The organism is Mesorhizobium qingshengii, from assembly GCF_027563465.1.
GTDB classification, from domain to species: Bacteria; Pseudomonadota; Alphaproteobacteria; order Rhizobiales; family Rhizobiaceae; genus Mesorhizobium; species Mesorhizobium qingshengii_A.
The window spans coordinates 66,695-92,816 of the sequence record NZ_JAPFQA010000010.1 but is presented as its reverse complement, the minus strand read 5'-3'; the positions used below and the strand labels follow the sequence as shown (position 1 = coordinate 92,816).

Here is a 26,122-nt window from a genome sequence, read left to right as displayed (position 1 = left end):
GGCAGCGGCGACTTCGACAATCAGTTTCCGGCAAAGCCGGACCGCCATCAGCGAAGTGTTAATCGCTTCGAGCCATGGTGGTCGCCCGTTGGGAGTTCCGCCATGCCCGATACGCCCTACACCCCGAAAGGCCCGGCGCGGGCCACGCAGCCCGGCAAGCGGGCGGGACACGACAGCGTCGACGAGCGGCGCCGCGATGCCGCCACCATCGCGCGGCTCAAGGCGGAACTCGCGGTGCAGGCGGAGTTGATCGCCAGGCAGGATGTTTCGCTGGCCCACAGCCGCAAGATCTTCGACCGCGCCTCGGCGGCCGCGCGCATCGGCGTGTGGGAGTGCAGCCTGCCCGACGTGCAACTGCACTGGACCGAAATGGTCTACGACCTGTTCGACCTGCCGCGCGGCTCCGTGCTCGATCGCGCGGAGATCATCAAGTGCTACCCGGAGGAGTCGCGCAAGGCGCTGGAGACGATGCGCAGCCGGGCGATCGAGGAGCGCAGCGGCTTCACCCTCGACGCCGAGATCACAACTTTCGCCGGGCGCAGCCGCTGGATCCGCATCACCGCGACCGTCGAGTGTGAGGACGGCGTGCCCGTGCGCATCTTCGGCATGAAGCAGGACATCACCGAGGAAAAGAGCCAGTCGGACCGGATGCGCTATCTGGCCGAGTTCGACGCCATGACCGGGCTTGCCAACCGTGGCCGGTTCCAGGCGCGGCTCGCCCATATGGACGAGGGCCGGCCGCTCGGCGCGCTGCTGTTGATCGACCTCGACGGCTTCAAGGCGGTCAACGACACGTTCGGCCATGTCGTCGGCGACGAGTGCCTGAAGACGGCGGCGCAGCGGCTTGCCGATGGCTGCGGCGAGGCGGATCTGGTGGCGCGCGTCGGCGGCGACGAGTTCGCGGTGCTGCTTGGAGCGCATCTCGACCGCGGCGCTGTCTCCGGCCTGGCGCGCAGCATCATCGAGGCGATCAGCAAGCCGGTCGCCGCGGGCGGCCAGTCGCTCAAGCTCGGCGCCTCGGTCGGCATCGCCTTCGCCGCCAAAGGCGCGCCGTGCGACCTGTTCCTGCAGGCAGACACCGCGCTCTATGCCGCCAAGGCGGCGGGCCGCAATACCTTCCGCATTTTCAAGGCCGAAGCCGGCGTGAAAGGCCGCAGCGCCGCGGCTTGAGGCTGGCCGGCGGGCCTTGTCCACCGGGCCGGCGCATCTCTCACCAATGCGGGCCGTGGCGCTTATCTTCATTTGGCATGCGGGGCGTTCGCGAAAGGGTGCTATGGAAGGGGCGCGGACACCCTTGCTCCGGCTTCTTCCCGACATCCGAGGTCATTTTCGTGCGTGAACCGTCGCTGCTGCCCGTCTTTGGAAAACTAGGCGTCAAGGCCCCCGTCGCCTTCGTGGCGGCGCCGGTCCGGCCGGCGGGCGTCGTGCCGCGCCTGCGAACGCTGCTGGCCGCGCATGGCGGCATGGTGTTGAAGCTGTCGGTCATTGCCTGGACGGTGCTAATCCTTGGCGTGGTGTTTTTCATGATGCAGGGCTGAGGTAAGCCAGCATGGCCAACCGCTACACATTGCGCATGGAGCTTCCCCAGAGCTGGACCATTGTCGATGTCTTCACCGGCCAGCCCGCCGTGGTCAGGCAAAAAGTGATGGTCGGCATGAACCCGCGCGAGGCCGAGGATATGGTCGTGCAGATGAATGTCCGCGACGTCAGGCGCCGGGAGAGGGCGGAGCGCAAGGATTGAACGCTCCGGCTGCCGGCTTGCAGCGAGGGCCAAGACCCCGCCGCACCGAAACCAGAGGATTCCCGTGAGAGCGAGCCTGAAGCAAAGGATACTGGAGGTCTGCGACCGCAAGATTTCCGAGAAAGGGCCTGCCGTCGGCGTGTCGTTCTACGCGTTTTTCGCCAACAGGAATGACGACCCCGAACTGCTGATGGAAGCAGCCGAATGGTGGATCAGAACCCACCGCCTCGACCATTTCGAAAAGGCCGCGAAGATACGCACGATGGTCGAGGACATGGACCTTTAATCGTCGCTTCCATGCATGTCGTTGTCTCGAAACCGAGACCACTTTCGAGCGACATGCACCAGGCTGATCAGCCGAAATCGGCGGCCGTCAGCACATACATGCTCTTGCGGGTGCGGTCGTAGGCCTTGGCCGCCACATCGCGGATGGCGCTGCTCTCGGTGTCGAACGTGGCGAGGTAACCGGCCTCGTTGGCCGCGGTCGCCGGCTGCATCCTGGTCATGGCGTCGGCGGCGACGGAAAACGAAATCTGGAACATGCCGTCATGGCCGACGAAACGGATGCGCTTGCCGGCCTCGTCATAGCTGCGGCTGCGGTTGGGGAATGTCAGGCTCATGTCTTGACCTCCGTTGCGGCCACCTTCTTGACCGCGCGCTTCTTCTTCGGCGTCGGGTTCAGGGCTTCCGCGACGCGGTCCGCCTCTTCCTTGGCCAGCCGCAATTCCCTGAGCCTTGCGGTCTTGATCTCCCGGGCCCTGGCTTCGGACATGTATTCAGCGGTTGCCTTGTTGCGCTCCGCCGTTTTCTTCTGCTTGTCGACAAAGCGGGCTTCAGCTTTTTCCATGATCGTCTGATTGCCTTCGGCCATCGAAGAAATCTCCCTTGTGCCTGAAATCGTGAAAATGAACTTGTCCGATAAATAGGTGCTCAATCGGCAAAATTCAATCTTTTGAAATATTTGACCTGGTTCCGATATCACGAAACGGCAGGCCGAAATAATACTTTTGAATATTTAATTCCGCCCGCGATTAATTTTTGGCACTCCTATCTATCGAGTGCCAAAGCGCCTATATGAGAGACGCGGCCGCCTATGCCGGCCCCAGAAAGAAGTTCTCATGAAGTTTCGGCCACTCCACGATCGCGTCGTCATCCGGCGCGCCGAAGGCGATATCAAATCCAAGGGCGGCATCATCATTCCCGACACGGCACAAGAAAAGCCGCAGGAAGGCGAAGTCATCGCTGTTGGGCCTGGCGCACGCGACGAAAATGGCGCGCTTGTGCCGCTCGACGTCAAGGCTGGCGATACCATCCTGTTCGGCAAATGGTCGGGCACCGAGGTCAAGATCGACGGCGAGGACCTTCTGATCATGAAGGAAGCCGACATCATGGGCATTATCGAGAAGACTGTGGCCGCCAAGAAGGCCGCCTGACCTCACTCCCTCTGAACGAACTGGATAAAAAATGTCTGCCAAGGAAATCAAATTCTCCACCGATGCACGCGACCGCATGCTGCGCGGCGTCGAGATCCTCACCAATGCGGTGAAGGTCACGCTCGGCCCCAAGGGCCGCAACGTCATCATCGACAAGGCCTATGGCGCGCCGCGCATCACCAAGGACGGCGTTACCGTCGCCAAGGAAATCGAGCTTGCCGACAAGTTCGAGAACATGGGCGCGCAGATGGTGCGCGAAGTGGCCTCGAAGACCAACGACCTCGCCGGTGACGGCACCACCACCGCCACGGTGCTGGCCGCTTCGATCCTGCGCGAAGGCGCCAAGCTGGTCGCCGCCGGCATGAACCCGATGGACCTCAAGCGCGGCATCGACCAGGCCGTCGCCGCTGTCGTCGGGGAAATCAAGGCCAAGGCCAAGAAGGTCAAGTCGTCGGCCGAGATCGCCCAGGTCGGCACCATCGCCGCCAATGGCGACGCCAGCGTCGGCGAGATGATCGCCAAGGCGATGGACAAGGTCGGCAATGACGGCGTCATCACCGTCGAGGAAGCCAAGACCGCCGAAACCGAACTCGACGTCGTCGAGGGCATGCAGTTCGACCGCGGCTATCTCTCACCCTATTTCGTCACCAATGCCGACAAGATGCGCGCCGAACTGGAAGAGCCCTACATCCTCATCCACGAGAAGAAGCTCGGCAATCTGCAGGCGATGCTGCCGATCCTCGAAGCGGTCGTGCAGAGCGGCAGGCCGCTGCTGATCATCTCCGAGGACGTCGAGGGCGAGGCCTTGGCGACGCTGGTCGTCAACAAGCTGCGCGGCGGCCTCAAGGTCGCGGCGGTCAAGGCGCCGGGCTTCGGCGATCGCCGCAAGGCGATGCTGGAAGACATCGCCGTGCTCACATCAGGCCAGATGATTTCCGAGGATCTCGGCATCAAGCTCGAAAACGTCACCGTCGAGATGCTCGGCCGCGCCAAGCGCGTGCTGATCGAGAAGGACACAACCACGATCATCGACGGCGCCGGCACCAAGGCGACCATCCAGGCGCGCGTCGCGCAGATCAAGGGCCAGATCGAGGAGACCACCTCCGATTACGACAAGGAAAAGCTGCAGGAGCGGCTGGCCAAGCTCTCCGGCGGTGTTGCCGTCATCCGCGTCGGCGGCGTCACCGAGTCGGAAGTCAAGGAAAAGAAGGACCGCATCGACGACGCGCTGAACGCCACGCGCGCGGCGGTTGAAGAAGGCATCGTGCCCGGCGGCGGCGTGGCTCTGCTGCGCGCCCGCTCGGCGCTTGCCGGACTGACCGGTGCCAATGACGATGTCACGGCAGGCATCTCCATCGTGCTGCGCGCGCTCGAAGCGCCGATCCGCCAGATCGCCGAGAATTCCGGCGTCGAAGGCTCGATCGTCGTCGGCAAGCTCACCGACAGCAAGGACCACAATCAGGGCTTCGACGCCCAGAACGAGACCTATGTCGACATGATCAAGGCGGGTATCGTCGATCCGGCGAAAGTGGTGCGCACCGCACTGCAGGACGCCGGCTCGATCGCCGCGCTTCTGATCACCGCCGAAGCGATGATCACCGACATTCCGGCCAAGGACGCAGCGCCTGCGGGCGGTAATGGCGGCGGCATGGGCGGCTACTAAGATTCAGGTGATGCCGGTCTGCAAACGGCGGTTTCCTGCGCTCGGGTGCTCACGTACCCAAAAGTACGCTCCGCTCCGGTTCTCGGAAACCACCGTTTTCGACTCGGCCTGACCTGAATCTGGCCACGTCGGCTCTTCGCCGGAGCCAGGATGATTACCGCCGGGGGGGCTCTCCCGGCGCGCAGGCCTCTAGCCCAGGAGACGGATCCATGATCACGTTCGTGCGGAAGCCAGAAACGGTCGTCACGACCGAAAAAACCGAGGAAAGCCGCTTCGACCGCATCCGCAGGATTGCCGCCGACAAGCATCGGAAATCCGATTCCGACACGGCAGCCCCACCAAAGAGCGAACCGAAGCGTCCGATGTAAGCGCTGACCGCGCGACCGCGATCAGAGCGCGACTTCGGACCGCCGGAAGCAGTGGGCCGCGTGATCGTTGACGATGCCGACCGCCTGCATCCAGGCATAGACGATGGTCGGGCCGACGAATTTGAAGCCGCGTCGCTTCATTTCCTTGGAAATCCGTTCGGACAGGGGCGATGACGAGATCCAGCCATGGCCGTCGCTTGCGACCACCTTGCCATCGGTGAAGGACCAGCAGAAGTCGGCGAAGCTCTCGCCGCGCTGCGCCATCTCGCAGAAGATCCGGGCGCCACGGATCGTCGCTTCGATCTTGGCGCGGGCGCGGATGATGCCGGGATCGGCCATCAGGCGCTCGATGTCGGCCGCGCCGAAGCGCGCGACCTTCTCCGGATCGAAGCCGGCGAAGGCGGCACGAAAGGCGTCGCGCTTTCTGAGCACGATGATCCAGGCGAGACCGGCCTGGAACCCTTCCAGCATCAGCATTTCCCACAGCATGCGGGCATCGCGCTGCGGAACGCCCCATTCCTCGTCGTGATAGGCGCGCATCAGCGGATCGCCCTCGGCCCAGCCACAGCGATGATGTGCATGATTGTCCATCGTGGTTCTCCGTCACACGATACTGTGGCGGACCGGCGCCACGGTCCAGTCCACGGTGCGCTGGTCGATCATGGCATGCACCGGCGAATGCCCCATCTCGGTCATGATGCCGCTCGCCGCGTTGCGGCCGGCCTCGGCCGAGGCCCAGATCAGCAGGTCGACGATGGTGCCGTCATCGCGTTCGGCGATCCGGCGGGACAGGAAGCCCGGCTGACGCCGCAGCCAGGCGTCGATATCGGCATTGGCGGCGATGAATTCCGCGCAGGACCGGCCGTTGAGCCTGAAGGTCGTCACTTCGATTGCCTCTGTCATGTCATCTCTCCATTGCCAGGGTTCATGAGGGTCAGCCTTGCGCCGTCGGGCGCACGATCAGTTCGTTGATGTCGACGCCGTCCGGCTGGCTGATGGCAAAGCCGATCGCCTCGGCAATCGCGCCGGCCGGGATGGAGGCCTGATCGACCATGGCGCGGGCTCCAGCCTTGATCTCGGGATTGGCGATGCCGTCAAACAGCTCGGTGCGGGTGAGGCCAGGGCTGACGACGGTCACGCGCAGATCCCTGCTTTCCTGTCGAAGCCCTTCCGAGAGCGCCCGCACCGCGAATTTGGTGGCGCTGTATACGGCGGCTGTCGGATCGACCCGGTGCCCGGAGACAGATGCGACGTTGATGATGTGGCCGGACTTCTGTTCGGCCATGATCGGCAGCACGGCGGCGATGCCATTGAGAACGCCGCGCAAATTGACATCGATCATCCGGTTCCATTCGTCGATGCGCAATTCGGCCATGAACGACAACGGCATTACGCCGGCATTGTTCACCAGCACGTCGACCCGGCCGTAGCGCTCATCGGCGGCCGCGACGAAAGCCTTGACGCTGTCGAGGTCGGTCACGTCAAGCTGCCGGGAATGCGCCTGGCCGCCGGCCTGCCCGATGTCCCGCGCGATAGCGGCTATCCGGTCGGTCCGCCGGGCGCCAAGCACGATCCTGTGGCCGCTCGTCGCCAGGTGGCGGGCCGTGGCCTCGCCGATGCCGCTGCTGGCGCCGGTGATGAGCACGACCTTGCTGGTTCGGGTCGATGGTTCGGTGATCGGTGAACTCGTCATGAGAGGCTCCGCCTGTGATGATTGGGAGCACGCTCCCGCTGGCGGCGTTATGCGACGAAGCGAATGTGGGGCGTTATCGCGATCCTGCAAGATTCATGCACGATCCTGCAAAGGTTGATTGCCGCGGCTGGCCGGGCTTGCAGGATCGGATATGATCGGCGCCATGACCGTTTCGAAGATACCGGGTGCCCTTTGACGTTCGCGCAAGATCCCTATGGGGAGATGGCGTCGATCATCGCCCGGTTCACGGCGCGGGACGAGGAGCGCGCGACGGCGATCGACAATCTCTTCCTCAGCCGGCGATCGTCGACCGACAAAAGCGTCCACACCGCGCAATGGCCCTGCCTTGCGCTCGTCGTACAGGGCGCCAAGAGCCTCACGCTCGGATCGCATGTTCACCGCTATGGCGTTGGCGACTATCTGGTGGTCTCGCTCGACCTGCCGGTCGTGTCGCGCGTGACCGAGGCGAGCCCCGAGGCCCCGAACCTCGGGCTGGGCATGCGGATCGAGCCGGATCGGCTGAAGGAGCTGTTCGGCCGGATCGGCACGGCGCCGGTCGTCCCTCACGACATGCGGGCGGTGGCGGTCAACAGGGCGCCGCCAGACCTGCTGGATGCGGTCGTGCGGCTGCTGCGCCTGCTTGATCGGCCGGAAGATATTCCCGCGATGGCGCCGCTGATCGAGCAGGAGATCCTCTACCGCGTGGCGACCGGCCCCTTCGGTCCGGCCCTGCTTCAGATCGCCACGATCGAGACGCCGACAAACCGGATTGCCCAGGCAGTCGCCTGGCTGCGGCAGAATTTCACGCGGCCGCTGCGCATCGAGGAGCTGGCGCAGCATGTCGGCATGAGCACGTCCTCGCTGCATCATCACTTCAAGGCGGTCACGGCGATGACGCCAATGCAGTATCAAAAGCAGTTGCGCCTGCACGAAGCGCGGCGCCTGATGCTGACGGAGCGCCTGGATGTCGGCTCGGCCGGCTACAGCGTCGGCTACCAGAGCCCGTCGCAATTCAGCCGCGAATACAGCCGGCTCTACGGCCGGCCGCCATTGCGCTATGTCGGGGGATTTCGGGAGCCGGCGGGCGGGGGCTGAGGGTAAGCTTGCGGCGCCGCGCTACTGTCCGCTCAGCCTCAGCACCACGTCGCGCGTCAGCGGCGCGAGCTCGATGTCGTGGGCCGAGGCGGGGTCCAGCCAGATCATCTCCTCGATCTCGGCCGCCGCTACCGGCTGGCTCTCGATCGGCTGTGCGGCAAAAGTGAGGGCGAACAACTCCGCCTCCACCGTGCTGTCAGGCTCATTGGCCGCCTTGGCCGAAAACAGGCCGAGCCGGGAAGCCATGGCCGGGTCGACCGCCAGCCCGAGCTCCTCGCGCAATTCACGCACCAGGGCATCGACCGGCTCCTCGTCCGGCTCGATCTTGCCGCCGGGCTGCATGAAGGCGCTGGTGCCGCGCTTGCGCACCAGCAGCAATCTGCCCGATGCGTCGGCGATGACGGCGGCGGCAATGCTGATCTTGCGGCTTTCGGAGTGGATGGGATTCACGCTAGTATTGTCCGGTGGTTGTTTGATGCAGGGCTTGCCGCGTTTGACAGCTTGTCGAAGCAACCGCGATTCTGAGTACGGAGACAAGCCATGTTTGCCGCCAAGGCCATCGACACGTCAGACAAGGCCGTGTTCTACCGCGACCTCGCCACGCAGTTGAAGGCGTTGCTGGAGGGCGAGCGCGACTCGATTGCCAACGCCGCCAACACCGCCGCGCTGATCTTCCAGATGGTGCCGGACCTCAACTGGGCCGGCTTCTATTTCCTGGCATCCGACGAGGAACTGGTGCTGGGGCCGTTCCAGGGCAAGCCGGCCTGCGTGCGCATCGCCGTCGGCAAGGGCGTGTGCGGAACGGCGGTCGAGCTCGGCACCTCGATGCTGATCAAGGACGTGCATGATTTTCCCGACCACATCGCCTGCGATGCCGCCTCGCGCTCGGAACTGGTCGTGCTGCTCGAAGACGATGACGGCGTCTTTGGCGTGCTCGACCTCGACAGCCCGCTGCCCGGCCGCTTCGACGAGGCCGACCAGGCCGGCATCGAGACGCTGGCGGCGATCTATGGCGCCGCGAGTTCCTTCGAGGACTGAACGACGCCTGACAGCAGGCGGCAGCGCCTACGGATCGGTCTTCAGCGCGCGATTGAAAGCTGCGGTCGCCATGTCGATCAGCCGCGCGTGAATCTCGCCGCGCGATCGCCCTCCACCATCGTCGCAAACCGGGTCGCCGATCTGTTCGGATGCAATGATGCCGGGAGCGCCGGGCTTGCATTCGGCGAACATGCTGTAATGGCTCGCGTCCTCGATCGTCGCATAGCTGGCATTTGCAATCGCTTTTGCGATCCCGGAGGCATCGGCGGTCACCGGGATCTTTCCCGGTTGGCCAAGATTGACGATAGCGACCGGAATTCTGATGCCGGCAAGGCTTTTGGCCTCAAGGACATCGGTTGGGGCGGGATCGATCGCCATGGCAAAATGAACCCGCTCATCCCTGTTGTCACGACCGGCCAGCCGCAAATCCATGGCGTGAAGATCAACCCCGCTGTGCCGGACCCAGTCGCAAAGCGAAGCATTGAGCAGGTCCGTATCGCAATAGGCCGCGAGGAGTTTTGGATCGACACGCGCCCCGGCTATCGCAAGCGCCGTGTTGCCGCCCATCGAAAGACCGAGAACGCCCACTTTGGCTTGCTCAAGATGATCCCTGAAGAAGGCGTTCTTCTCCGTCGTGTCCAAGGTTGCCGTGAGATCGGCAGGCCGCAGCCAGAGTTTCATCGTCTCGGCGGCGGACCTGTTTGGTCCCGTATTTCCTGGATGCGTGGGGGCGGCGACGATGAATCCCTGCCTGGCCAAAGGCGTTGCAATCCAGCTCAGCGCCTGCGGGGTTCCCGCAAGACCGGCGCCGTGTGAAAGCAGGATGAGCGGAAACTTTCCGCTGCAGATTGGCGCATCGCGCATGGCGGACGTTCCGATGAAAAGCGCGGTGTCGCCGAGCGTGACCGTGTCGCCGCCTGGCTGGGCCGGATACCAGACCGTCACGTCGAGATCGATGCCGCGCTCCCTGGAAGGGGCTGGAAACCGACGAACGCCGACGCTGTCGCTGGCGCCGGCCGAGGATTGCATCAGCATCGCGGAAGCCATGATGGTGCAAAGCGTGATCCAGAATTTCATTGAGATCTCCATTGCCGAGCGCTCGCGCCTTCGGCTGGAGAGCCCAATGGCTTCAGCTTCTGGGTCAGTTGGCGGTTGTGTTCGGTCGCTGTGTTGACGCCGTGATATCAGCGGATCGGAGCGAAGCCCGCGACCTCGATCGCGATCGAGAACGTCCACCATCGCGATTTAGTACCGCTCGACGCGAACGGTGCCGCCGGATTTCATCCCCCCGCAGGGCTCGCAAGCGAGGGCGATTGCGTGTTCCGTTCCCGCCAGGCGAGCGGCGTCATGTCGGTCACGCGGCGAAACTCGCGGTTGAAGTTCGATTTGGTCTGGAATCCGACCGCAAGCATGATTTCGGTTACCGGCTGGCCGGTCTCGCCCAACAGCCGGCAGGCCTCGGCGATGCGGTGTTCGTTGACATATTGCGAGACGTTCCTGGCCTTGATCCGGTTGATCGCCGCCGAAATCTGTCGTGCCGGAATGCCGGCACGACGGGCAAGGCGATTCAGGTTCAGGGTGGCGTCCCGATAGAGCTTCTTCTCCTGCATCAGGTCGTCGACCCTACGAAGAGTGTCGGCGTCTTCACCGGTGTCGACCAGGGAGAAGGTCTCGGCGGGCTCGGCCGCGTTGAGTGGGACATGGCTTTGGCTGGCCGCTGCCGCCGCCGCGCCGACAATGACGAGGATGAAAAGGTTGGCGATGCCGATCACCGTCGCCGCGCGGTCGCCGTGGCCGGATGCCACCTCGAAGGACACCAGCAGGTCGACCATCCCCGACAGGCACAGCGTCACGGCCGCGAAAAGAATGGCGCGGTAGGCCGGGACCGCGCCGTCGAAAGGCGCCAGGCGCAGCCCGTCGGCGCCGGAGCGCAGCAACCAGAGGATGGCGGCGGCATAGATGAAATCGATTGATATCAGTGCCACGTCGACCGCATTGCGCCAGAAAATCACCAGCACGAAGACGATGGCGGCGGGCGTTGCATGGAGTGCCAGCGAGGCCGGCCATAGGCGGTCGCTGGTGCGCACGAGCTTGGAGACGCCGGCATAGAGCAACGATGGCATGATCGCGGCGGATACGGGCGCGATGTAGCCCACGGTGCTGATGCCATAGCCCCAACGCAGTCCAGTGAGCACCGATTGCAGCGCGGCGAGCAGGATCAGGACCAGAAAAGGCAGGTTGGGTGCGCCCTCGTCCTCACGCCTGGCGACCATCCAAAGCAGGATGAACAGCAACAGCGCGACAACGAAGGGCAGGGGAACGAACGGCATGGATCGGTTGGGCTCGCGTGCTGATGCAAGGAGCCTAGCCGATATGGTTTCGATTCCCAATCGCGCCGATCGAAGGGGCCGCTACCTAGGCGAACTTCACCAGCATCAGGCTGAAGCCGCCGATGAACAGGAAGGCCGAGAAGGCGAGCGCCAGCGGGCGCAGGCCGCGCGAGCGCAGCAGCGAAATGTCGGCCTGCAGGCCCATGGCGGCCAGCCCCATGGTCAGCATGATGGTGGTGGCGAGCGCCATCGCCGACTTCACTTCGGCTGGCACCGTGACCAGGCTGTTCAGCGCCACGACGGCGGCGAAGGCGGCGACGAACCACGGCATGGGCGGCCGTGCGGCTGACTGGTCGCCGCTGCTCTTGCGGCGCGCCATCAGGCCGAGCGCGATGACCATCGGCGCCAGCATGGCGACGCGGGTGAGCTTGGCGACGGTGGCGATCTCGCCGGAGCGGGTGCCGTTCTGGAAGCCGGCGCCGATGACTTGCGCCACCTCGTGGATCGAGGCGCCGGCCCACAGGCCGAAGGCGTGCTGGTCAAGCCCCAGCACCGGCGCCAGCAGCGGGAAGCCGAGCATGGCGACGGTGCCGAACAGCGTGATCGAGGCGACGGCGTAGGTGACGTCCTCGTCGCGCGCATCGGTGACGATGTTGGTGGCGACGATGGCCGAGGCGCCGCAGATCGAGGTGCCGGCGGCGATCAGCTGCGCCAGCTTACGGTCGACACCGATCAGCCGGCCGAGCGTGACGGTGAAGAGGAAGGTGGCGCCGAGCGTGGCCGCCACAATGCCGACGCCACCGGCGCCGATGGAGACGACCTGGCCGAGCGTCAGCTGGAAGCCGAGCAGCACGATGGCGAAGCGCAGCAGGCGCTTTTGCGAGAATGCGATGCCGGCCTTGGCATGGGCGGGCGTGCCGAGCACGTTGGAATGGATCATGCCGGCGACGACGGCGAGGATCATCGGGCTGAACAGGGCGAAGCCGGAGACAGTACGTGCCGAGAAGGCGACGCCTGTTATCATCGCCACCAGCACGATGCCGGGGATGATGCCGTTCCAGATCGAATCGAGGCGCCTGCGCCCGGCGGCCAGATCGGCGGAAATCAGACTTTTCGGAATATCGTTCGCGATGTGGGTAAGGGAAGACAATGCAATGCTCCAGGCGAGTACGCCGGAGGAATGCCATTCCTTAACCGATCTTTCCAACGAATTATTCTCGTTAGAATGATCGATTTTTACGAACGGTTGCCACTGTGTGAGTCACTCTCTAAGTCGGCGCTGCCGCTCATCGCCCTGCCGGGCACTTCTCCCCGTATAGCGACGGGGAGAAGGGGCCGGCCGCAACCTTATCGCTCATCCAGCAACGTTGGTGGTTGGCGAAATTGCTGATGAGAGCGCCCCTCTCCCCGTCACTATACGGGGAGAGGATGCCGGCAGGCAGGTGAGGGGCCGCGTAGACGTCGCTTCTGGCTGACATACCGTCAAAGCTGAGCCTCAATGGCCGCCTTGTCGATCACCGACCAGACATTCCTGATCCGGTCGTTCAGAAATTCATAGAAGACGTTCTCGCTGAAGGAGACCTTCCGGCCGTTGATGGGAAGGCCGAAGAACGTTCCCTTGGGCGTGCAGTTGAACTGAAGGCGGCTGGCGATGAAAGCGGCTCGGAGATCAGCAGCTGGACATCGAAATAGAGGTCCGGAATTTCCCGAAAATCCCGCTCCAGCATTTCGCGGTAACCCGATAGCCCGACCCGGTCGCCATTGTAGTGGACGTCGTCATGGACGAAGCGATGGAGCCTTTGCCAATCCTGATTGTTGAGGCAGGCGATGTAGCCTCGATAGAGGTCGGTCTTGGTCACGGCGCTGGCTCCGGGGGTTCGTCGGATCACGTTCCGGCAGAAAGATAGAACGACTGCGGATGCTGTCCAGATGGATCAACCTCTGTAGCGCAAGGCGTCGACCAGCAGCGAGAAGGCCGGCGTCGCCTGGCGGCGGCTGGGGTAATAGAGGTGGTAGCCGGCGAAGGGCGCGCACCAGTCGGCGAGCACCCGCACCAGCCGCCCGTCGGCCAGGCAGGTCGTCACCTGGTCCTCGGGCAGATAGGCGAGACCCAATCCGGCAAGCACGGCATTGATGCGCAGCGCGGCTGTGTTGAACACCAGCTGACCCTCGACGCGCACCTTCAGCTCGCGCCCCACCTTCTCGAATTCCCAGGCATAGAGGCCGCCATAGGTCGGCAGGCGCAGATTGATGCAGTTGTGGCTGGTCAGGTCCTGCGGCGCGCGTGGCTTTGGCCGCCTGGCGAAATAGGCCGGCGATCCAACCACCGCCATGCGCATGTCGGGGCCGATGCGCACCGCGATCATGTCGCGCGCCACCTGTTCGCCGAGCCGCACGCCGGCGTCATAGCGCTCGGCGACGATGTCGGTCAGGCCATAGTCGACGATGATCTCTATCCTGATGTCGGGATAATCCGGCAACAGCCTGGCGATCGCCGGCCACAGGATCGCATCGGCGGCGTGCTCGCCGGCGGTGATGCGGATGGTGCCGGCGGGCTTTTCGCGCAACGCGCTCAAGGCCGTCAGTTCGGTCTCGATCTCGTCGAGCCGGGGCCCCACGGTGCGAGCCAAGCGTTCGCCCGCCTCGGTGGGCGAGACGCTGCGCGTGGTGCGGGTCAGAAGCCGCAGGCCCAGCCGCTCCTCCAGCGCGCGAACCGTGTGGCTGAGCGCGGATTGGGAGACGCCGAGCTTTGCCGCCGCCTTGGTGAAGCTCTCTTCGCGCGCGACGGCGAGGAAGGCGGTCAGCTCGTTCAGATTATCGCGCGGCATTCATGAGCCCTTCTCATAAGTACATGCTGGTTATAGCAGCTAATCGCGACCAATCGCAGGTGCTAAATAGACGCTGTCACAATCGGGCGTCCCAAAGTCGGCGGCCCTGAATGCCGCTGGCCGTGTCTGGCCCGGCGTGAAGAAGGGAAAAATCATGGACATCAAGCGAAGCGGCTCCCAGGCCTCGGGCAAGGGGCCGGGCGACTGGTTCACCGGCACGGTGCGCATCGATCCGCTGTTCGCGGCCATTGCGCCGGCCCGCGCGGCCGGCAACGCCGTCACCTTCGAGCCCGGCACGCGCACGGCATGGCACACCCATCCGCTCGGCCAGTTGCTGATCGTCACCGCCGGCTGCGGCCGCGCGCAGCGCGAGGGCGGCCCGGTCGAGGAAATCCGGCCCGGCGACGTGGTTCGCTTCGAGCCGGGCGAGAAGCACTGGCATGGCGCGGCACCCACCACCGCCATGACCCACATCGCCATCCAGGAGGCGCTCGACGGCAAGGCGGTCGACTGGATGGAGCACGTCAGCGACGCGCAGTACCAGGCCTGAACAAAGGAGCAAGACAATGCAAAAGCGCACACTTGGAACAAGCGGCCTCGAAGTCTCGGCCATCGGGCTCGGCTGCATGGGGATGAGCCAATCCTACGGGGCACCGATGGCGACGCCGGATGCCGTCCGCCTGATCCGTTCCGCGTTCGAGCGCGGCATCACCTTCTTCGACACCGCGGAGGTCTATGGACCTTTCACGAACGAGGAGGTCGTCGGCGAGGCGCTGCAGCCAATCCGCGACCAGGTGGTGATCGCCACCAAATTCGGCATCGACATCGCCGGCACGGCCGGACATGAAGGCATGGACAGCCGGCCGCAGCATATTCGCGACGTCGTCGAGGCCTCGCTCAAGCGGTTGAGGACAGACCGCATCGATCTCCTCTACCAGCACCGCGTCGATCCGGTGGTGCCCATCGAGGAGGTGGCGGGCACGGTGAAGGACTTGATCAGCCAAGGCAAGGTCAAGCATTTCGGCCTCTCCGAGGCGGGCGTGCGCACCATCCGTCGCGCGCATGCGGTGCAGCCGGTCACCGCACTGCAAAGCGAATACTCGCTGTGGTGGCGTGAACCCGAGGAGGCGATCCTGCCGGTCCTCGAGGAACTGGGGATCGGCTTCGTGCCCTTCAGTCCATTGGGCAAGGGATTCCTCACTGGCGCCATCAGCGCCAGCACGACGTTCGACAGCAGCGACTTCCGCAACACCGTGCCGCGTTTTGCGGAGGAGGCCAGGCGAGCTAACCAGGCGCTGGTCGACGCGATCGTCGCGATCGCGGCCAAGAAGAAGGTGACCCCGGCCCAGGTCGCGCTGGCCTGGCTGCTGGCGCGGAAGCCTTGGATCGTTCCGATCCCCGGCACCACGAAGCTCAATCGCCTCGAGGAGAACATCGGATCGGCGGCCGTTGCGCTGACGGCGGACGACCTTCGCAACATCGAGAACGTGGTCTCGGCAATTGCCGTGCAGGGAGAGCGCTACTCCCCGCAACAGGCGGCAAGGATCGATCGCTGAGCCAGGCGCCAAGGAGAGCGGGATGAGCCAGTCGAGCCTGTTTTCAAGACGAGGTGCGCTTATGACCGCGCTTGCATTGCCACTGAGTGCTGGATTGGGTGCCGGATCGAGCCTGCCCGCCATCGCGTCGAACGCGCGCCAAGCGGGCGGCGCCAATGGGCTGGTGGCGTACTACACCCGCACCGGCAACACGCGCGTCATCGCGCGCCAGATCAGCCGGGCTCTCGGAACGGACATTTTCGAGATCCGCACCGTCGATCCCTATCCGGAAGACTATGAGGAGCAGGTCGCGGTGGCGGAAAAGCAGCGGGTGTCCGGTTTCGAACCGCCGCTCGCCGCCACCGTGCCGGACATCAGATCCTACGAGACGGTGTTCCTCGGATTTCCGATCTGGGGCATGACCGCGCCGGCGATGATCCGCTCCTTCCTGTCGCGACACGATCTGTCCGGCAAGACACTGGTGCCGTTCATCACCCATGGCGGCTACGGAATTGGGCAGAGCCTCAAGGTCCTTGCCGACCATGCGCCAGCGGCGCGGCTCATCGAAGGTTTTTCCAAGCAGTGCGACCAGGAGCGCGAGACGCTTGAGGAGGTCACACGCTGGCTCGGCAGGATCGAAATGCCCGGCTGAGCCACCTACTCGAATTCGCGAGCTGCCGTAGGGCAGCGAGCCAAAACCAGAAGGAAATCATCATGACCGAGAACATTAGGGACAAGGTCGTCGTCATCACCGGCGCCAGCAGCGGGCTGGGCGAAGCCACCGCGCGGCTTCTTGCCAAGGAAGGCGCCAGGCTGGTGCTGGGCGCGCGCCGCCTCGACCGGTTGCAAGCGCTGGCCGAGGAGCTTTCGCTTGACAAGGACGCGATCCTGCGGACCGACGTGACCGATGTCGATCAGGTTCGGCGTCTCGTCGACCATGCGGTGAAGACGCATGGCCGCGTCGACGTCATCATCAACAATGCCGGCCTGATGCCGCACTCGCCGCTGGAGCGCGGCAAGGTCGAGGACTGGGACCGGATGATCGACGTCAACATCAAGGGCGTGCTCTACGGCATCGCGGCCGCGCTGCCGCACATGAAGACGCAGAAGAGCGGCCACATCATCAACGTGTCGTCGGTCGCCGGCCACAAGGTCGGGCCGGGCGGCGCCGTCTACGCCGCCACCAAGCACGCCGTGCGCGTCATCTCGGAAGGCCTGCGCCAGGAAGTAAAACCCTACAACATCCGCACCACCATCATCTCGCCGGGCGCGGTGGCGACCGAACTGCCCGGCAGCGTCACCGAGCCCGATGTCGCCGAAGGCGTGCGCGCGCTCTACGACCGCGTGGCCATCCCGGCGGATTCCTTCGCCAGGACGGTGGTGTTCGCCATGAGCCAGCCGGACGAGGTCGACATCAACGAGATCCTGTTCAGGCCGACGGCGCAGGAGTATTGAGGCCGGACGGGCGGCCGTGTCTCAGCTTCGAATTTGGCTTTCCGCGAACTCGCGTCTCGCGGCGGTGAAAACCTCGCGGGCGGCGTCCGCATTCATGACGGCGATTGCAAGGCCAATGACAATATCGGGCCAAGCCGAGTTCCACACAAATGCCGTGACCAGGCCGGCGGCGATGATCGCGACATTCGCCAGGACATCGTTGCGCGCCGACAGGAATGCTGCATGGGTGAGGCTGCCGCTGTGATGGCGGTAGCGAGCGAGCATGAGCGCGCATGACAGGTTGACGAGGATCGCGCCAGCGGCGGTCAGCGTCAGTGGAACGGGTGCTGGCGGAATTGGACTGTTGAACTTCTCCCAGGCCGTCCAAAGGGTTGCCAAAGCCGGGACCAGGAGTACCCCCGCCAGCGCCATTCCGAGCCGCGCTCGATTGCGAATGGTCCAGCCCAGCGCGACCATGATCAGCAGGTTGACGGATGCATCCTCGAGAAAATCGATGCTGTCCGCGAACAGCGATACCGATCCGATCCAGATGGCTACGGCAAACTCGATTCCGAAATAGCCAAGGTTCAGGATGGCGACCATCCGCACCGTCTTGTTCAGCGTCCCAATCATATTTTGTCCATCGGTCAGTTGCCGTCACGGCAAGGCATATATAGCGATTCCATGCCCAGCGGACCTGAAGGCCAGAACTGTGCCGCCGATATGGGACATTGCCGATCGAGCGGCCGCCTTGACAGCGCCGCTCTTCATGCTCCAGCTTGACGCCATGTTTGCCCTTGCGCCCGCCAACATCAAGCGACGCCGTTCCTGCACAGTGCGGAGCGGCAAGCTGATCGCGCGACGACAAAGACCGGCCTGATAGATCCGGTTCGTTCGTTTCCCAGCCCCGCCCGCGACACCCGCCGGCGGGGTTTTCCATGTCTGGAGCATTGTGATGACCATCGATTCTTCCATCCGGCTTCGGCCGGCCGAACCCGCTGATGCCACAGCCATCAGGGACATCGTGCGCGCCGCCTATGCCAAGTGGGTGCCGGTGATCGGCCGCGAGCCGCTGCCGATGCGCGCCGATTACGACAAGGCCGTTGCCGAGCATTCGTTCGATCTCGCCGTCGAGGAGGACCGCATTGTCGGGATGATCGAAACCATGCTGGCCGACGATCATCTCTGGATCGAGAATGTCTGCGTCGCGCCGCTGTCGCAGGGCCGGGGGATCGGCCGGCTGCTGCTGGAACAGGCCGAGCGCAGGGCGGCCGGAGCGGACCGCCCCGAACTTCGCCTGCTGACCAATGGCGCCTTCGAGGCCAATGTGTCGCTGTACAAACGGCACGGCTATGCGATCGACCGCGAAGAGCCGTTCATGAACGGCGTGACGGTCTATATGAGCAAGAAACTGGCGCCATAGCCGGCAATCGGAAGAGCGGAACCCGACAATGACTGCCAGGATCAGATTGAAGCAACTTCGCAGGCTTTACGCGATTTCGCGGCTCGAGCCGGGCGACGCCATTCCCGGTTGGGCGGACGGGCCCGGCTTCGTCAGCATCACCAGGACCGACGACGAACTTTCGATCGTCTGCCCGCAGGATCGCGTGCCGGATGCCGTCAGGCAGGACAGCGACTGGGTCGCCTTCAAATTCGAGGGGCCGTTTGCCTTCGGCGAAACCGGTATCGTGCTGTCGGTCATCAGACCGTTGTCGGAAAACGGGTTGGGCATCTTCGTGGTTTCCACCTTCGATGGCGACCATCTCCTGGTGAAAGCGACGGATCAGGCCGCCGCGAGGCGGCTTCTGGCCGAGGCTGGACATACGTTGCTGTAATCCATCCTCACCAGGCCAGGTGCTGACCCACTGGCTCAACGACTGGCGCGCTGGCTCAATGCGTTCGGGGGTTGCGTTTGACAGCGCCGTTTGTGCATCGTTATTTCTAGCCACATATTACGGCCGGCACGGCCATACGGCGCACCCCCAGGGAGAAAACCATGTCACACAATCTGCAGTTCTATATCGATGGCGCGTGGGTCGATCCTGTCGTGCCCAACACGCTCGATGTCATCGATCCGTCGAACGAGGATGTTTTCGCGCAGATCTCGCTCGGCTCCAAGGCCGATGTCGACAAGGCGGTGGCCGCCGCCAAGCGCGCCTTCAGCACATTCGGCTTCACCTCGGTGGAGGAGCGCCTCGATATCCTGAACCGCGTCATCGAGGTCTACAGGAAGCGCAGCGCCGATCTGGCGCTGGCCGTGTCGCGCGAGATGGGCGCGCCGCGCCAGTTCGCGCTCGACAGCCAAGTTGGCGTTGGGCTGGCGCATCTGCAGAAGATGGCGGAGGTGCTGAAGTCGTTCCAGTTCCGTCAGGTCAAGGGCTCTTCGCTGATCGTCAAGGAACCGATCGGCGTCGTCGGCCTGATCACGCCGTGGAACTGGCCGCTGAACCAGATCACCTGCAAGGTCGGCCCGGCGCTCGCCGCCGGCTGCACCATGGTGCTGAAGCCGTCCGAAATCGCGCCGCTCGACGCCATCATCTTCGCCGAGATCATCGACGAGGCCGGCGTGCCGAAGGGCGTGTTCAGCCTCGTCAACGGTGACGGCCCTGGTGTCGGCCAGGCGCTGTCCAGCCATCCAGACGTCGACATGATGTCGTTCACCGGTTCGACCCGCGCCGGCATCCTGGTGGCCAAGGCCGCCGCCGACACTGTCAAACGCGTGCACCAGGAGCTTGGCGGCAAGTCGGCCAACATTCTGTTCCCGGATGTCGACCTCGCCACCGCCGTCACCAAGGGCGTCGCCGGCTGCTTCGGCAACAGCGGCCAGTCCTGCAACGCGCCGACGCGCATGTTCGTGCCGCGCGACCGCCACGACGAGGCGGCTGGCTATGCCAAGGCGGCGGCGGAAAAGTTCACCGTCGGTCCCGCTGACGCCGCCGGCACCAAGCTTGGCCCTGTGGTCAGCCAGGTCCAGTTCGACAAGATCCAGGATTTGATCCAGAGCGGCATCGACGAAGGCGCCACGCTGGTCGCCGGCGGCCCCGGCCGCCCCGCCGAACTCAACCGCGGCTACTATATCAGGCCGACCGTGTTCGCCGACGTCACCCATGACATGCGCATCGCGCGCGAGGAGATCTTCGGGCCGGTGCTGGCGATCCTGCCCTATGACACCGTCGAACAGGCGGTCGAGCAAGCCAACGACACCGTCTATGGTCTCGCCTCCTACATCCAGGCCAAGGACATCCAGAAGGCGCGCGACGTGGCGGCGCGCATGCGCTCCGGCAATGTCTACATCAACTACCCCACCTGGGACGCCGGCCTGCCTTTCGGCGGCTACAAGCAGTCCGGCAATGGCCGCGAATACGCCGAATACGGGCTCGAGGATTTCCTCGAGATCAAGGGCATCGCGGGCTACGAGGCGGCGGAGTGAAATTGGTCTTGGCTTGCCCTACCCACGTCTTCGCAGGCTAAGGGTGCACATTGCTTGAAAAACCAAGCAATTGGCTTTTCACGCAATGTCGACCAAGGTCATCGCAAACCCGAACAGCAGTCCAAACAGCGCGGCGCAGCTCAGATCTTGCGCCACTCGTTCATTTTTGTCTGCCTCAGTGAACCATTGGATTGCCCTATAAGACAACGCCAATGCAGGCAATAGGCTAAACCTCGTCTCAACTGCCAACAGAGGCAGCGCGGACGCCGATCCAATCATCACGGCATCTATGAAATAGTCCTGCGGATCATATGGACCTCGTGTAACAATGCCGACCGACGTCAAGAAGCCAAGGAACAGCGCCGCGCCGGCGAGAACATTGAAGAACGAGAATTTGACGACGGGCTCGGTGATATACACCTTCAGATGTGAAAAATTGAATGCGCTGAAGATGTGTCCAACCCAAAGTGAGAGACCCTCTATGGGATTGGACAGAATCTTGAAGGTGTACGCTTCGGTATCTTTAATTGGCGGATAGTTGTTGTTTGAAAAATCCCCTTTCCATTTAACGTCCCCTTCCAGATTGAGGTCATAGACAGTTTCATAGTGCCAGCTGGTGTAGCCCCAGCCAAGTTGTTTTTCGAGAAGGGCGTGATCAGGGTAAGGGTAAAGCGAGCCGTACTTTGCCAACGCGATATACGATTGCGGCGCAACAATAGCCAATGCCACGGCTACGCCGATACAGGTTGATATCCATTTTTTCGGCCCGGTGGCCCGCAGGACAAGGTAGATCGCCAACCCAATCACCGGAAGAGCTACAAGTAAGAATGAACCTTTTACCATCCATGCTGCGACTGCAAAGCTCCAAAGCAACACAATTGATTGGTTCCATTTCTCGGCAATCAAGGAGGTCGCGACGATCACAATTGCAGGCCCGAGAAAAAGAACGATCTGGGATTCTTGCAGCGGGTAAAGTAGATATAAAAAAGAGATTGGGTTCAAATAAATCGCGCAAAATATTTCCTTAAAGCCTTTTCTCTTTCCTAGAACGAGCAAAAGAGTCATGGCGGTGACGGCAAAAAGAAGGGTTGCTCCCACAGCATAGGAAACCGTTGCCTTTTGAGGCAGGCCGGCGATCCAGCGGAAAGGTTCGCCGACAAATCGGACCATCTCGGCTATACCGTAGTTCCACACCGATCGGTAACCGCTATAGGGGTTGTCGAACAGCAAACCTTGCTCAAAGAAACGGCGTCCTCCTTGCAGATACAGGGTGGCGTCGCAGCATGACGGATTGTCGAAAGTACCAAACACAAGAATGAAATAAAGCGCGTTCAGGGCAAAGAATGCCGTCGCCAGAAACGGGTAATTGATTGACTCGATCCGGGAGGATCCAGTCTCCGATATCACCATTATTTTATCCGCCCACCCAAAAGGAAAACTTCAACCCCGACGCACTCCCTACATGAATGGTTGCAAAGAAAATAGGTGGGTCGTTGTCGATTGCAGTGAGCAAATGGTGTTTTTCCGCCAGCATTGGATAGCTGTGCGCTCGCCTTTCAGGGCTTGGAGACATCGCGACGGCAGCGTTGGTGAAGCCGATTACAGCGCCATCAGCACCAACTATGCCGCCAGCCGGAGCCGCGCATGGGAAAGTGCGCCTATGGCGTGGCGAGCCGACTGGTCCGCCCAGGCAACGACTTAGCTGGGAGCGATGCCAAATCCTGAGCCACGCCTCTGTCATTCCGAAGCGTGGTTTGCGCGGCCCCCCGCGTTCGCGCGAGCGCTAACCAACAGGCAATTCGAAAGGATGCTTCCGGAAGACAGTTGATCCGTTCCTTGCCATTTGGCAAATACATGCTATATGTCTGCCAATAGCGAGGGAGCAAAATGCAGCTTCAGCCCATAGTCACGACACCGTCCACGGTTGGCAGCGCCATTACCGACGACGAGGCGGGCGCGCTGGCGCGCACCACGGTCAACCTGTTCAAGGCCTGGAATCTCACCGATGGGGAGGCCTGCATCCTGCTTGGCGGCATGTCGGCGCGCACCTGGGCACGTTGGAAGACTGGGGGGCGCTGGAAGGAAGGCGGCATCGGCAGGATCGATCGCGATCTGCGCACCCGCATGGCGCATCTGATGGGCATCCACAAGGGCCTGCGCTATCTGTTCACGGAGCCGGCGCGCGGCTACGCCTGGATCCGCAAGCCCAATGCCACCTTCGGTGGTCAGTCGGCGCTCGACCTGATGCTGCGCGGAGAGATCGCCGATCTCGCCGCGATGCGCGAATGGCTCGATGCGGAGCGTGGTGCATGGTGAGTGGGCTTGCGGTCCGGCGCCGCGTCGACTGGCACCAGACCTTCCGCATCATCCGCTCCATCCATCCCCCGATCGACCTCTTCGAGGACATTGCCGACCCGCGCGACTGGGAGGCGCTGGCCGCCGTCGAGGAGAAGACGAACCCGCGCATCCGGCTCGAACTCGGCGATCTCGGCAAGGTGCCGGCCGCAAGGCGGGTTTCCGGCCCCGGCGCGAGCTTCGTGATGGCGCCCTTCGTGCATTGTTCGACGCTGCGGCCCGGCCGGTTCTCCGATGGCAGCTACGGGATCTATTATGCCGGCGACAGCGAGGAGGTGGCGCTGGCCGAGACCATCCACCACCATCAGAAATTCATGCGCGCCACCAACGAGGATGCGGGCTGGACGGCGGATTTCCGCGTGCTGATCGGCAGCGTCGACCGCGATCTCGACGATGTGAACCCCGTGCCCGGCGTGCTCGACCCCGATGACTACACCGCCTCGCAGGCGGAAGGGCGGGCCTTGCGGGCTGCCGGCAGCGACGGGCTGGTGTGGAGCAGCGTGCGCAGACGGGGCGGGGGCTGCATCGGCATCTTCTGGCCGGACGCGATCACCGTTCCGGTCCAGGGCCGGCACTACAGCTACCACTGGGACGGCAGCCGCGTGGATTTCGTGCGCCAGCACGATACGGGAAATGTGCTGGCGGTCACATGATGGCCGGCGAGGCTCTCTGAGCCTGTTCTCTTCGGACAACCGCTTTACAGATCGCGGCAACGTCGTTATCTAGAAATCCGCAAATCCAAGGATTCGGATATATGGATAAGAAAGGCACGTTGAACGCGCTGGCCGCGCTTGGCCAGGAGACGCGGCTGGATGTCTTCCGGCTACTGGTGCGCGCCGGCCCGGAAGGCATCGCGGCGGGCGAGATCGCCACAAGGCTGGATACGGTCCAGAACACCATGTCGGCGCATCTGAAGGTGCTGGCCCATGCCGGGCTGATCCGCCCCGAACGCGACGGCCGGATCGTGCGCTACGTCGCCGACATGACCGGCTTCCGGGACCTTTTGGCCTATCTGATGGAAGATTGCTGCAACGGTGCGCCGGAGCTCTGCCGTCCCGTCATCAATGCCGTGGCGTGCGGCTGTTAATCTTGTGTGGGAGCAATCGCCGATGAGCAATCCGATATTCAACGTCCTGTTTCTGTGCACGGGCAATTCGGCCCGGTCGATCCTCGCCGAGGCGATCCTGAACCGCCTCGGTGCGGGCAAGTTCAAGTCATTTTCCGCCGGATCGCAGCCGAAAGGCGAGGTTCATCCCTTCGCGCTGCAGCTTCTGAAGACCCTCAACTACGACACGTCCTTCGCCCGCTCCAAGAGCTGGGAGGAATTTGCCGTGCCCGGCGCGCCAGAGATGAATTTCGTCTTCACGGTTTGCGACAACGCCGCCAATGAATCCTGCCCGATCTGGCCCGGCCAGCCGATGACGGCACATTGGGGCGTGCCCGATCCCGCAGCCGTGGAAGGCACCGATGCGGAGAAGCATCTCGCCTTTGCAGACACCTACCGCATGCTCAACAACCGTATTTCAATCTTCGTCAGTCTGCCGATGAACATGGTCGACAAGCTCGCCTTGCAGAAACGGCTGGACGAGATCGGCCGCAACCTGCCGAAGGCCGGCTGAGCCAGGGAATCCCATCATGACCGATCACGTTCTGAACGCTGGCGAAGCGCCGAGGCCCGGCATCGGCTTCGTCGAGAAATACCTGACGGTGTGGGTGGCGCTGTGCATCGTCGCGGGGGTGGCGCTCGGCCATTTGCTGCCGGGCGTGTTCGGCGCCATCGCATCTGCCGAGATCGCCAGGGTCAACATCCCCGTCGCCGTGCTGATCTGGCTGATGATCGTGCCGATGCTGTTGCGGGTCGATTTCGCCTCGCTGGCCAGCGTCGGTACCTATTGGCGCGGCATCGGCGTGACGCTGTTCATCAACTGGGCGGTGAAGCCGTTCTCGATGGCGCTGCTCGGCTGGCTCTTCATCGGCTGGCTGCTGCGGCCGTGGCTTCCCGCCGCGCAGATCGATTCCTACATCGCCGGGCTGATCATCCTGGCCGCGGCCCCGTGCACGGCGATGGTGTTCGTCTGGTCGAACCTGACGCGCGGCGAGCCGAATTTCACGCTGTCCCAAGTGGCGCTCAACGACGCGATCATGATCGTCGCCTTCGCGCCCATCGTCGGGCTGCTGCTCGGCCTGTCGGCGATCACCGTGCCATGGGGCACGCTGGTGCTGTCGGTGGCGCTCTACATCGTCCTGCCGGTGATCGTCGCGCAGCTGGTTCGCGCCCGGCTGCTGGCGGCGAAGGGGCAGGGCGGGCTCGATGCGCTGCTGGCCGCGCTGCAGCCCTTGTCGCTGGTAGCCCTGCTGGCGACGCTGGTGCTGCTGTTCGGCTTCCAGGGCGAGCAGATCATCGCCCAGCCGCTGGTGATCGCGCTGCTGGCGGTGCCGATCCTGATCCAGGTCTATTTCAACTCCGGCGTTGCATATCTGCTCAACCGCATCTCCGGCGAGCGGCACTGCGTGGCCGGGCCATCGGCGCTGATCGGTGCGTCGAACTTCTTCGAACTGGCGGTGGCGGCGGCGATCGCGTTGTTCGGATTGAATTCGGGCGCGGCACTGGCGACCGTCGTCGGCGTCCTCATCGAGGTTCCGGTCATGCTGTCGGTGGTGTGGATCGTCAACCGCAGCAAGGGTTGGTATGAAGAGGGCGCCGCCGTCAGGAACACCATGTTGGCAGAGAGGGCCGCGAAATGACCGTCACCATCTACCACAACCCGGCCTGCGGCACGTCGCGCAACACGCTGGCCATCATCCGGCAGTCCGGCGAGGAGCCGGAGGTGATCGAATATCTGAAGACACCGCCGTCACGGCAAAGACTGGTCGAGCTGATCGCGGCGATGGGCATGACACCGCGCGCGTTGCTGCGCGAGAAGGGCACGCCCTATGCCGAACTCGGCCTTGCCGATCCGAAATGGACTGACGATGAAATTCTGGATTTCATGCTGGCGCATCCGATCCTGATCAACCGGCCGATCGTCGTCAGCCCGCTCGGCGTCGTCCTGGCGCGGCCGTCGGAAAAGGTGCTGGACATCCTGCCCAACCCGGAGATCGGCGCGTTCACCAAGGAGGATGGCGAGGTGGTCATCGCGGGCAAGCGCGCCGGCTGATCATATTTCCATTTTTTTCGA

34 protein-coding genes and 1 pseudogene are annotated in these 26,122 nt (G+C 63.5%); 22 read left to right on the top strand and 13 right to left on the bottom strand.

What is annotated here, in order from left to right:
- Positions 1 to 102 precede the first annotated feature (102 nt).
- The 4 genes from OOJ09_RS21130 (at position 103) to OOJ09_RS21115 (ending at position 2,027) form a co-directional block, all read left to right on the top strand.
- Positions 103 to 1,170: a diguanylate cyclase domain-containing protein gene (locus OOJ09_RS21130; RefSeq protein WP_269907051.1), complete on the top strand. Its 1,068-nt coding sequence runs from the start codon at positions 103 to 105 to the stop codon at positions 1,168 to 1,170.
- Positions 1,171 to 1,331: 161 nt separating this feature from the next.
- Entirely contained in the window at positions 1,332 to 1,538 is a 207-nt protein-coding gene (locus tag OOJ09_RS21125; RefSeq protein WP_269907050.1) for a hypothetical protein, read from the top strand.
- 11 nt (positions 1,539 to 1,549) lie between these two features.
- On the top strand, positions 1,550 to 1,741 hold the full coding sequence (locus OOJ09_RS21120) for a hypothetical protein (protein ID WP_256752256.1): 192 nt from the start codon (positions 1,550 to 1,552) through the stop codon (positions 1,739 to 1,741).
- Between the two features lie 64 nt (positions 1,742 to 1,805).
- Positions 1,806 to 2,027, top strand: a complete 222-nt coding sequence (locus OOJ09_RS21115; protein WP_269907049.1) for a DUF6500 family protein — start codon at positions 1,806 to 1,808, stop codon at positions 2,025 to 2,027.
- A gap of 67 nt (positions 2,028 to 2,094) precedes the next feature.
- Here the strand turns inward: OOJ09_RS21115 and OOJ09_RS21110 are convergent, their stop codons facing one another.
- A complete protein-coding gene (locus OOJ09_RS21110) occupies positions 2,095 to 2,361 on the bottom strand; it encodes a DUF1488 domain-containing protein (protein ID WP_172349346.1) in 267 nt (88 codons plus the stop codon).
- On the bottom strand, positions 2,358 to 2,612 hold the full coding sequence (locus OOJ09_RS21105) for a hypothetical protein (protein WP_269907048.1): 255 nt from the start codon (positions 2,610 to 2,612) through the stop codon (positions 2,358 to 2,360). The genes OOJ09_RS21110 and OOJ09_RS21105 overlap by 4 nt, the downstream gene beginning before the upstream one ends.
- A 247-nt stretch (positions 2,613 to 2,859) precedes the next feature.
- On the opposite strand from OOJ09_RS21105, the gene OOJ09_RS21100 reads away from it, so the two are divergent.
- The 3 genes from OOJ09_RS21100 to OOJ09_RS21090 all read left to right on the top strand — a co-directional run bounded on the left by OOJ09_RS21100 (position 2,860) and on the right by OOJ09_RS21090 (position 5,205).
- The gene (locus OOJ09_RS21100) at positions 2,860 to 3,174 is read left to right on the top strand and encodes a co-chaperone GroES (protein WP_269907047.1); all 315 of its coding nucleotides are present in this window, start codon (positions 2,860 to 2,862) and stop codon (positions 3,172 to 3,174) included.
- A 31-nt stretch (positions 3,175 to 3,205) separates the two neighbouring features.
- On the top strand, positions 3,206 to 4,837 hold the full coding sequence (groL, locus tag OOJ09_RS21095; protein WP_269907046.1) for a chaperonin GroEL: 1,632 nt from the start codon (positions 3,206 to 3,208) through the stop codon (positions 4,835 to 4,837).
- Between the two features lie 209 nt (positions 4,838 to 5,046).
- Positions 5,047 to 5,205 (top strand): hypothetical protein, encoded by a 159-nt coding sequence (locus OOJ09_RS21090; RefSeq protein WP_269907045.1) that lies wholly within the window; start codon positions 5,047 to 5,049, stop codon positions 5,203 to 5,205.
- Between the two features lie 21 nt (positions 5,206 to 5,226).
- On the opposite strand, the gene OOJ09_RS21085 is transcribed toward OOJ09_RS21090, so the two are convergent.
- From OOJ09_RS21085 to OOJ09_RS21075, 3 genes are read right to left on the bottom strand one after another with little or no spacing between them, the layout of a single operon-like run.
- Positions 5,227 to 5,796, bottom strand: coding sequence for a DNA-3-methyladenine glycosylase I (locus OOJ09_RS21085; protein WP_269907044.1), 570 nt, complete (start codon positions 5,794 to 5,796; stop codon positions 5,227 to 5,229).
- Between the two features lie 12 nt (positions 5,797 to 5,808).
- Positions 5,809 to 6,108: a hypothetical protein gene (locus OOJ09_RS21080; protein WP_269907043.1), complete on the bottom strand. Its 300-nt coding sequence runs from the start codon at positions 6,106 to 6,108 to the stop codon at positions 5,809 to 5,811.
- 31 nt (positions 6,109 to 6,139) lie between these two features.
- Positions 6,140 to 6,898: an SDR family oxidoreductase gene (locus OOJ09_RS21075; protein ID WP_269907042.1), complete on the bottom strand. Its 759-nt coding sequence runs from the start codon at positions 6,896 to 6,898 to the stop codon at positions 6,140 to 6,142.
- Positions 6,899 to 7,090: 192 nt separating this feature from the next.
- Between OOJ09_RS21075 and OOJ09_RS21070 the strand changes: the two genes are divergently transcribed.
- Positions 7,091 to 7,993, top strand: a complete 903-nt coding sequence (locus OOJ09_RS21070) for an AraC family transcriptional regulator N-terminal domain-containing protein (protein WP_420107529.1) — start codon at positions 7,091 to 7,093, stop codon at positions 7,991 to 7,993.
- 21 nt (positions 7,994 to 8,014) lie between these two features.
- On the opposite strand, the gene OOJ09_RS21065 is transcribed toward OOJ09_RS21070, so the two are convergent.
- Positions 8,015 to 8,443: an NUDIX hydrolase gene (locus tag OOJ09_RS21065; protein WP_269907041.1), complete on the bottom strand. Its 429-nt coding sequence runs from the start codon at positions 8,441 to 8,443 to the stop codon at positions 8,015 to 8,017.
- A gap of 90 nt (positions 8,444 to 8,533) precedes the next feature.
- On the opposite strand from OOJ09_RS21065, the gene OOJ09_RS21060 reads away from it, so the two are divergent.
- Positions 8,534 to 9,031 (top strand): GAF domain-containing protein, encoded by a 498-nt coding sequence (locus OOJ09_RS21060; RefSeq protein ID WP_269907040.1) that lies wholly within the window; start codon positions 8,534 to 8,536, stop codon positions 9,029 to 9,031.
- Between the two features lie 27 nt (positions 9,032 to 9,058).
- Here OOJ09_RS21060 and OOJ09_RS21055 read toward each other — a convergent pair whose 3' ends face one another.
- From OOJ09_RS21055 to OOJ09_RS21035, 5 genes and pseudogenes are all read right to left on the bottom strand, one after another.
- Positions 9,059 to 10,108: an alpha/beta hydrolase family protein gene (locus OOJ09_RS21055; RefSeq protein WP_269907039.1), complete on the bottom strand. Its 1,050-nt coding sequence runs from the start codon at positions 10,106 to 10,108 to the stop codon at positions 9,059 to 9,061.
- Between the two features lie 203 nt (positions 10,109 to 10,311).
- Positions 10,312 to 11,361, bottom strand: coding sequence for a helix-turn-helix domain-containing protein (locus OOJ09_RS21050; RefSeq protein WP_269907038.1), 1,050 nt, complete (start codon positions 11,359 to 11,361; stop codon positions 10,312 to 10,314).
- A gap of 85 nt (positions 11,362 to 11,446) precedes the next feature.
- On the bottom strand, positions 11,447 to 12,511 hold the full coding sequence (locus OOJ09_RS21045) for a YeiH family protein (protein ID WP_269907135.1): 1,065 nt from the start codon (positions 12,509 to 12,511) through the stop codon (positions 11,447 to 11,449).
- Positions 12,512 to 12,843: 332 nt separating this feature from the next.
- A pseudogene (locus tag OOJ09_RS21040) lies at positions 12,844 to 13,220 on the bottom strand (ester cyclase).
- 75 nt (positions 13,221 to 13,295) lie between these two features.
- Complete coding sequence (locus OOJ09_RS21035; RefSeq protein ID WP_269907037.1) at positions 13,296 to 14,189, bottom strand: LysR family transcriptional regulator; 894 nt, start codon at positions 14,187 to 14,189, stop codon at positions 13,296 to 13,298.
- A 154-nt stretch (positions 14,190 to 14,343) separates the two neighbouring features.
- Here OOJ09_RS21035 and OOJ09_RS21030 point away from each other — a divergent pair, with 154 nt between their 5' ends.
- From OOJ09_RS21030 to OOJ09_RS21015, 4 genes are all read left to right on the top strand, one after another.
- Positions 14,344 to 14,739: a cupin domain-containing protein gene (locus tag OOJ09_RS21030; RefSeq protein WP_269907036.1), complete on the top strand. Its 396-nt coding sequence runs from the start codon at positions 14,344 to 14,346 to the stop codon at positions 14,737 to 14,739.
- Between the two features lie 16 nt (positions 14,740 to 14,755).
- The gene (locus OOJ09_RS21025) at positions 14,756 to 15,745 is read left to right on the top strand and encodes an aldo/keto reductase (protein ID WP_269907035.1); all 990 of its coding nucleotides are present in this window, start codon (positions 14,756 to 14,758) and stop codon (positions 15,743 to 15,745) included.
- Between the two features lie 22 nt (positions 15,746 to 15,767).
- A complete protein-coding gene (locus OOJ09_RS21020; protein WP_269907034.1) occupies positions 15,768 to 16,376 on the top strand; it encodes a flavodoxin in 609 nt (202 codons plus the stop codon).
- 62 nt (positions 16,377 to 16,438) lie between these two features.
- The gene (locus OOJ09_RS21015) at positions 16,439 to 17,179 is read left to right on the top strand and encodes an SDR family oxidoreductase (RefSeq protein ID WP_269907033.1); all 741 of its coding nucleotides are present in this window, start codon (positions 16,439 to 16,441) and stop codon (positions 17,177 to 17,179) included.
- A 21-nt stretch (positions 17,180 to 17,200) separates the two neighbouring features.
- Here the strand turns inward: OOJ09_RS21015 and OOJ09_RS21010 are convergent, their stop codons facing one another.
- Positions 17,201 to 17,791, bottom strand: coding sequence for a cation transporter (locus tag OOJ09_RS21010; protein ID WP_269907032.1), 591 nt, complete (start codon positions 17,789 to 17,791; stop codon positions 17,201 to 17,203).
- 322 nt (positions 17,792 to 18,113) lie between these two features.
- Here OOJ09_RS21010 and OOJ09_RS21005 point away from each other — a divergent pair, with 322 nt between their 5' ends.
- The 3 genes from OOJ09_RS21005 (at position 18,114) to OOJ09_RS20995 (ending at position 20,588) form a co-directional block, all read left to right on the top strand.
- A complete protein-coding gene (locus tag OOJ09_RS21005; protein WP_269907031.1) occupies positions 18,114 to 18,581 on the top strand; it encodes a GNAT family N-acetyltransferase in 468 nt (155 codons plus the stop codon).
- 28 nt (positions 18,582 to 18,609) lie between these two features.
- Positions 18,610 to 18,993, top strand: coding sequence for an ACT domain-containing protein (locus tag OOJ09_RS21000; protein WP_269907030.1), 384 nt, complete (start codon positions 18,610 to 18,612; stop codon positions 18,991 to 18,993).
- Between the two features lie 161 nt (positions 18,994 to 19,154).
- Positions 19,155 to 20,588: an aldehyde dehydrogenase family protein gene (locus tag OOJ09_RS20995; protein WP_269907029.1), complete on the top strand. Its 1,434-nt coding sequence runs from the start codon at positions 19,155 to 19,157 to the stop codon at positions 20,586 to 20,588.
- 78 nt (positions 20,589 to 20,666) lie between these two features.
- Here the strand turns inward: OOJ09_RS20995 and OOJ09_RS20990 are convergent, their stop codons facing one another.
- Complete coding sequence (locus tag OOJ09_RS20990) at positions 20,667 to 21,998, bottom strand: hypothetical protein (protein WP_269907028.1); 1,332 nt, start codon at positions 21,996 to 21,998, stop codon at positions 20,667 to 20,669.
- A gap of 477 nt (positions 21,999 to 22,475) precedes the next feature.
- Between OOJ09_RS20990 and OOJ09_RS20985 the strand changes: the two genes are divergently transcribed.
- The 6 genes from OOJ09_RS20985 (at position 22,476) to arsC (ending at position 26,101) form a co-directional block, all read left to right on the top strand.
- Positions 22,476 to 22,904, top strand: coding sequence for an MbcA/ParS/Xre antitoxin family protein (locus OOJ09_RS20985; protein WP_269907027.1), 429 nt, complete (start codon positions 22,476 to 22,478; stop codon positions 22,902 to 22,904).
- Positions 22,898 to 23,596 carry an RES family NAD+ phosphorylase gene (locus tag OOJ09_RS20980; protein ID WP_269907026.1) on the top strand — a complete coding sequence of 233 codons (699 nt, stop codon included), beginning with the start codon at positions 22,898 to 22,900 and terminating at the stop codon, positions 23,594 to 23,596. Before OOJ09_RS20985 ends, OOJ09_RS20980 begins: the two co-directional genes overlap by 7 nt.
- Before the next feature lie 101 nt (positions 23,597 to 23,697).
- Entirely contained in the window at positions 23,698 to 24,030 is a 333-nt protein-coding gene (locus tag OOJ09_RS20975; RefSeq protein WP_269907025.1) for an ArsR/SmtB family transcription factor, read from the top strand.
- Positions 24,031 to 24,052: 22 nt separating this feature from the next.
- Entirely contained in the window at positions 24,053 to 24,562 is a 510-nt protein-coding gene (locus OOJ09_RS20970) for an arsenate reductase ArsC (protein ID WP_269907024.1), read from the top strand.
- Positions 24,563 to 24,578: 16 nt separating this feature from the next.
- Positions 24,579 to 25,688 (top strand): ACR3 family arsenite efflux transporter, encoded by a 1,110-nt coding sequence (arsB, locus tag OOJ09_RS20965; protein WP_420107528.1) that lies wholly within the window; start codon positions 24,579 to 24,581, stop codon positions 25,686 to 25,688.
- A complete protein-coding gene (gene arsC, locus OOJ09_RS20960) occupies positions 25,685 to 26,101 on the top strand; it encodes an arsenate reductase (glutaredoxin) (RefSeq protein WP_269907023.1) in 417 nt (138 codons plus the stop codon). The genes arsB and arsC overlap by 4 nt, the downstream gene beginning before the upstream one ends.
- Positions 26,102 to 26,122 lie beyond the last annotated feature (21 nt).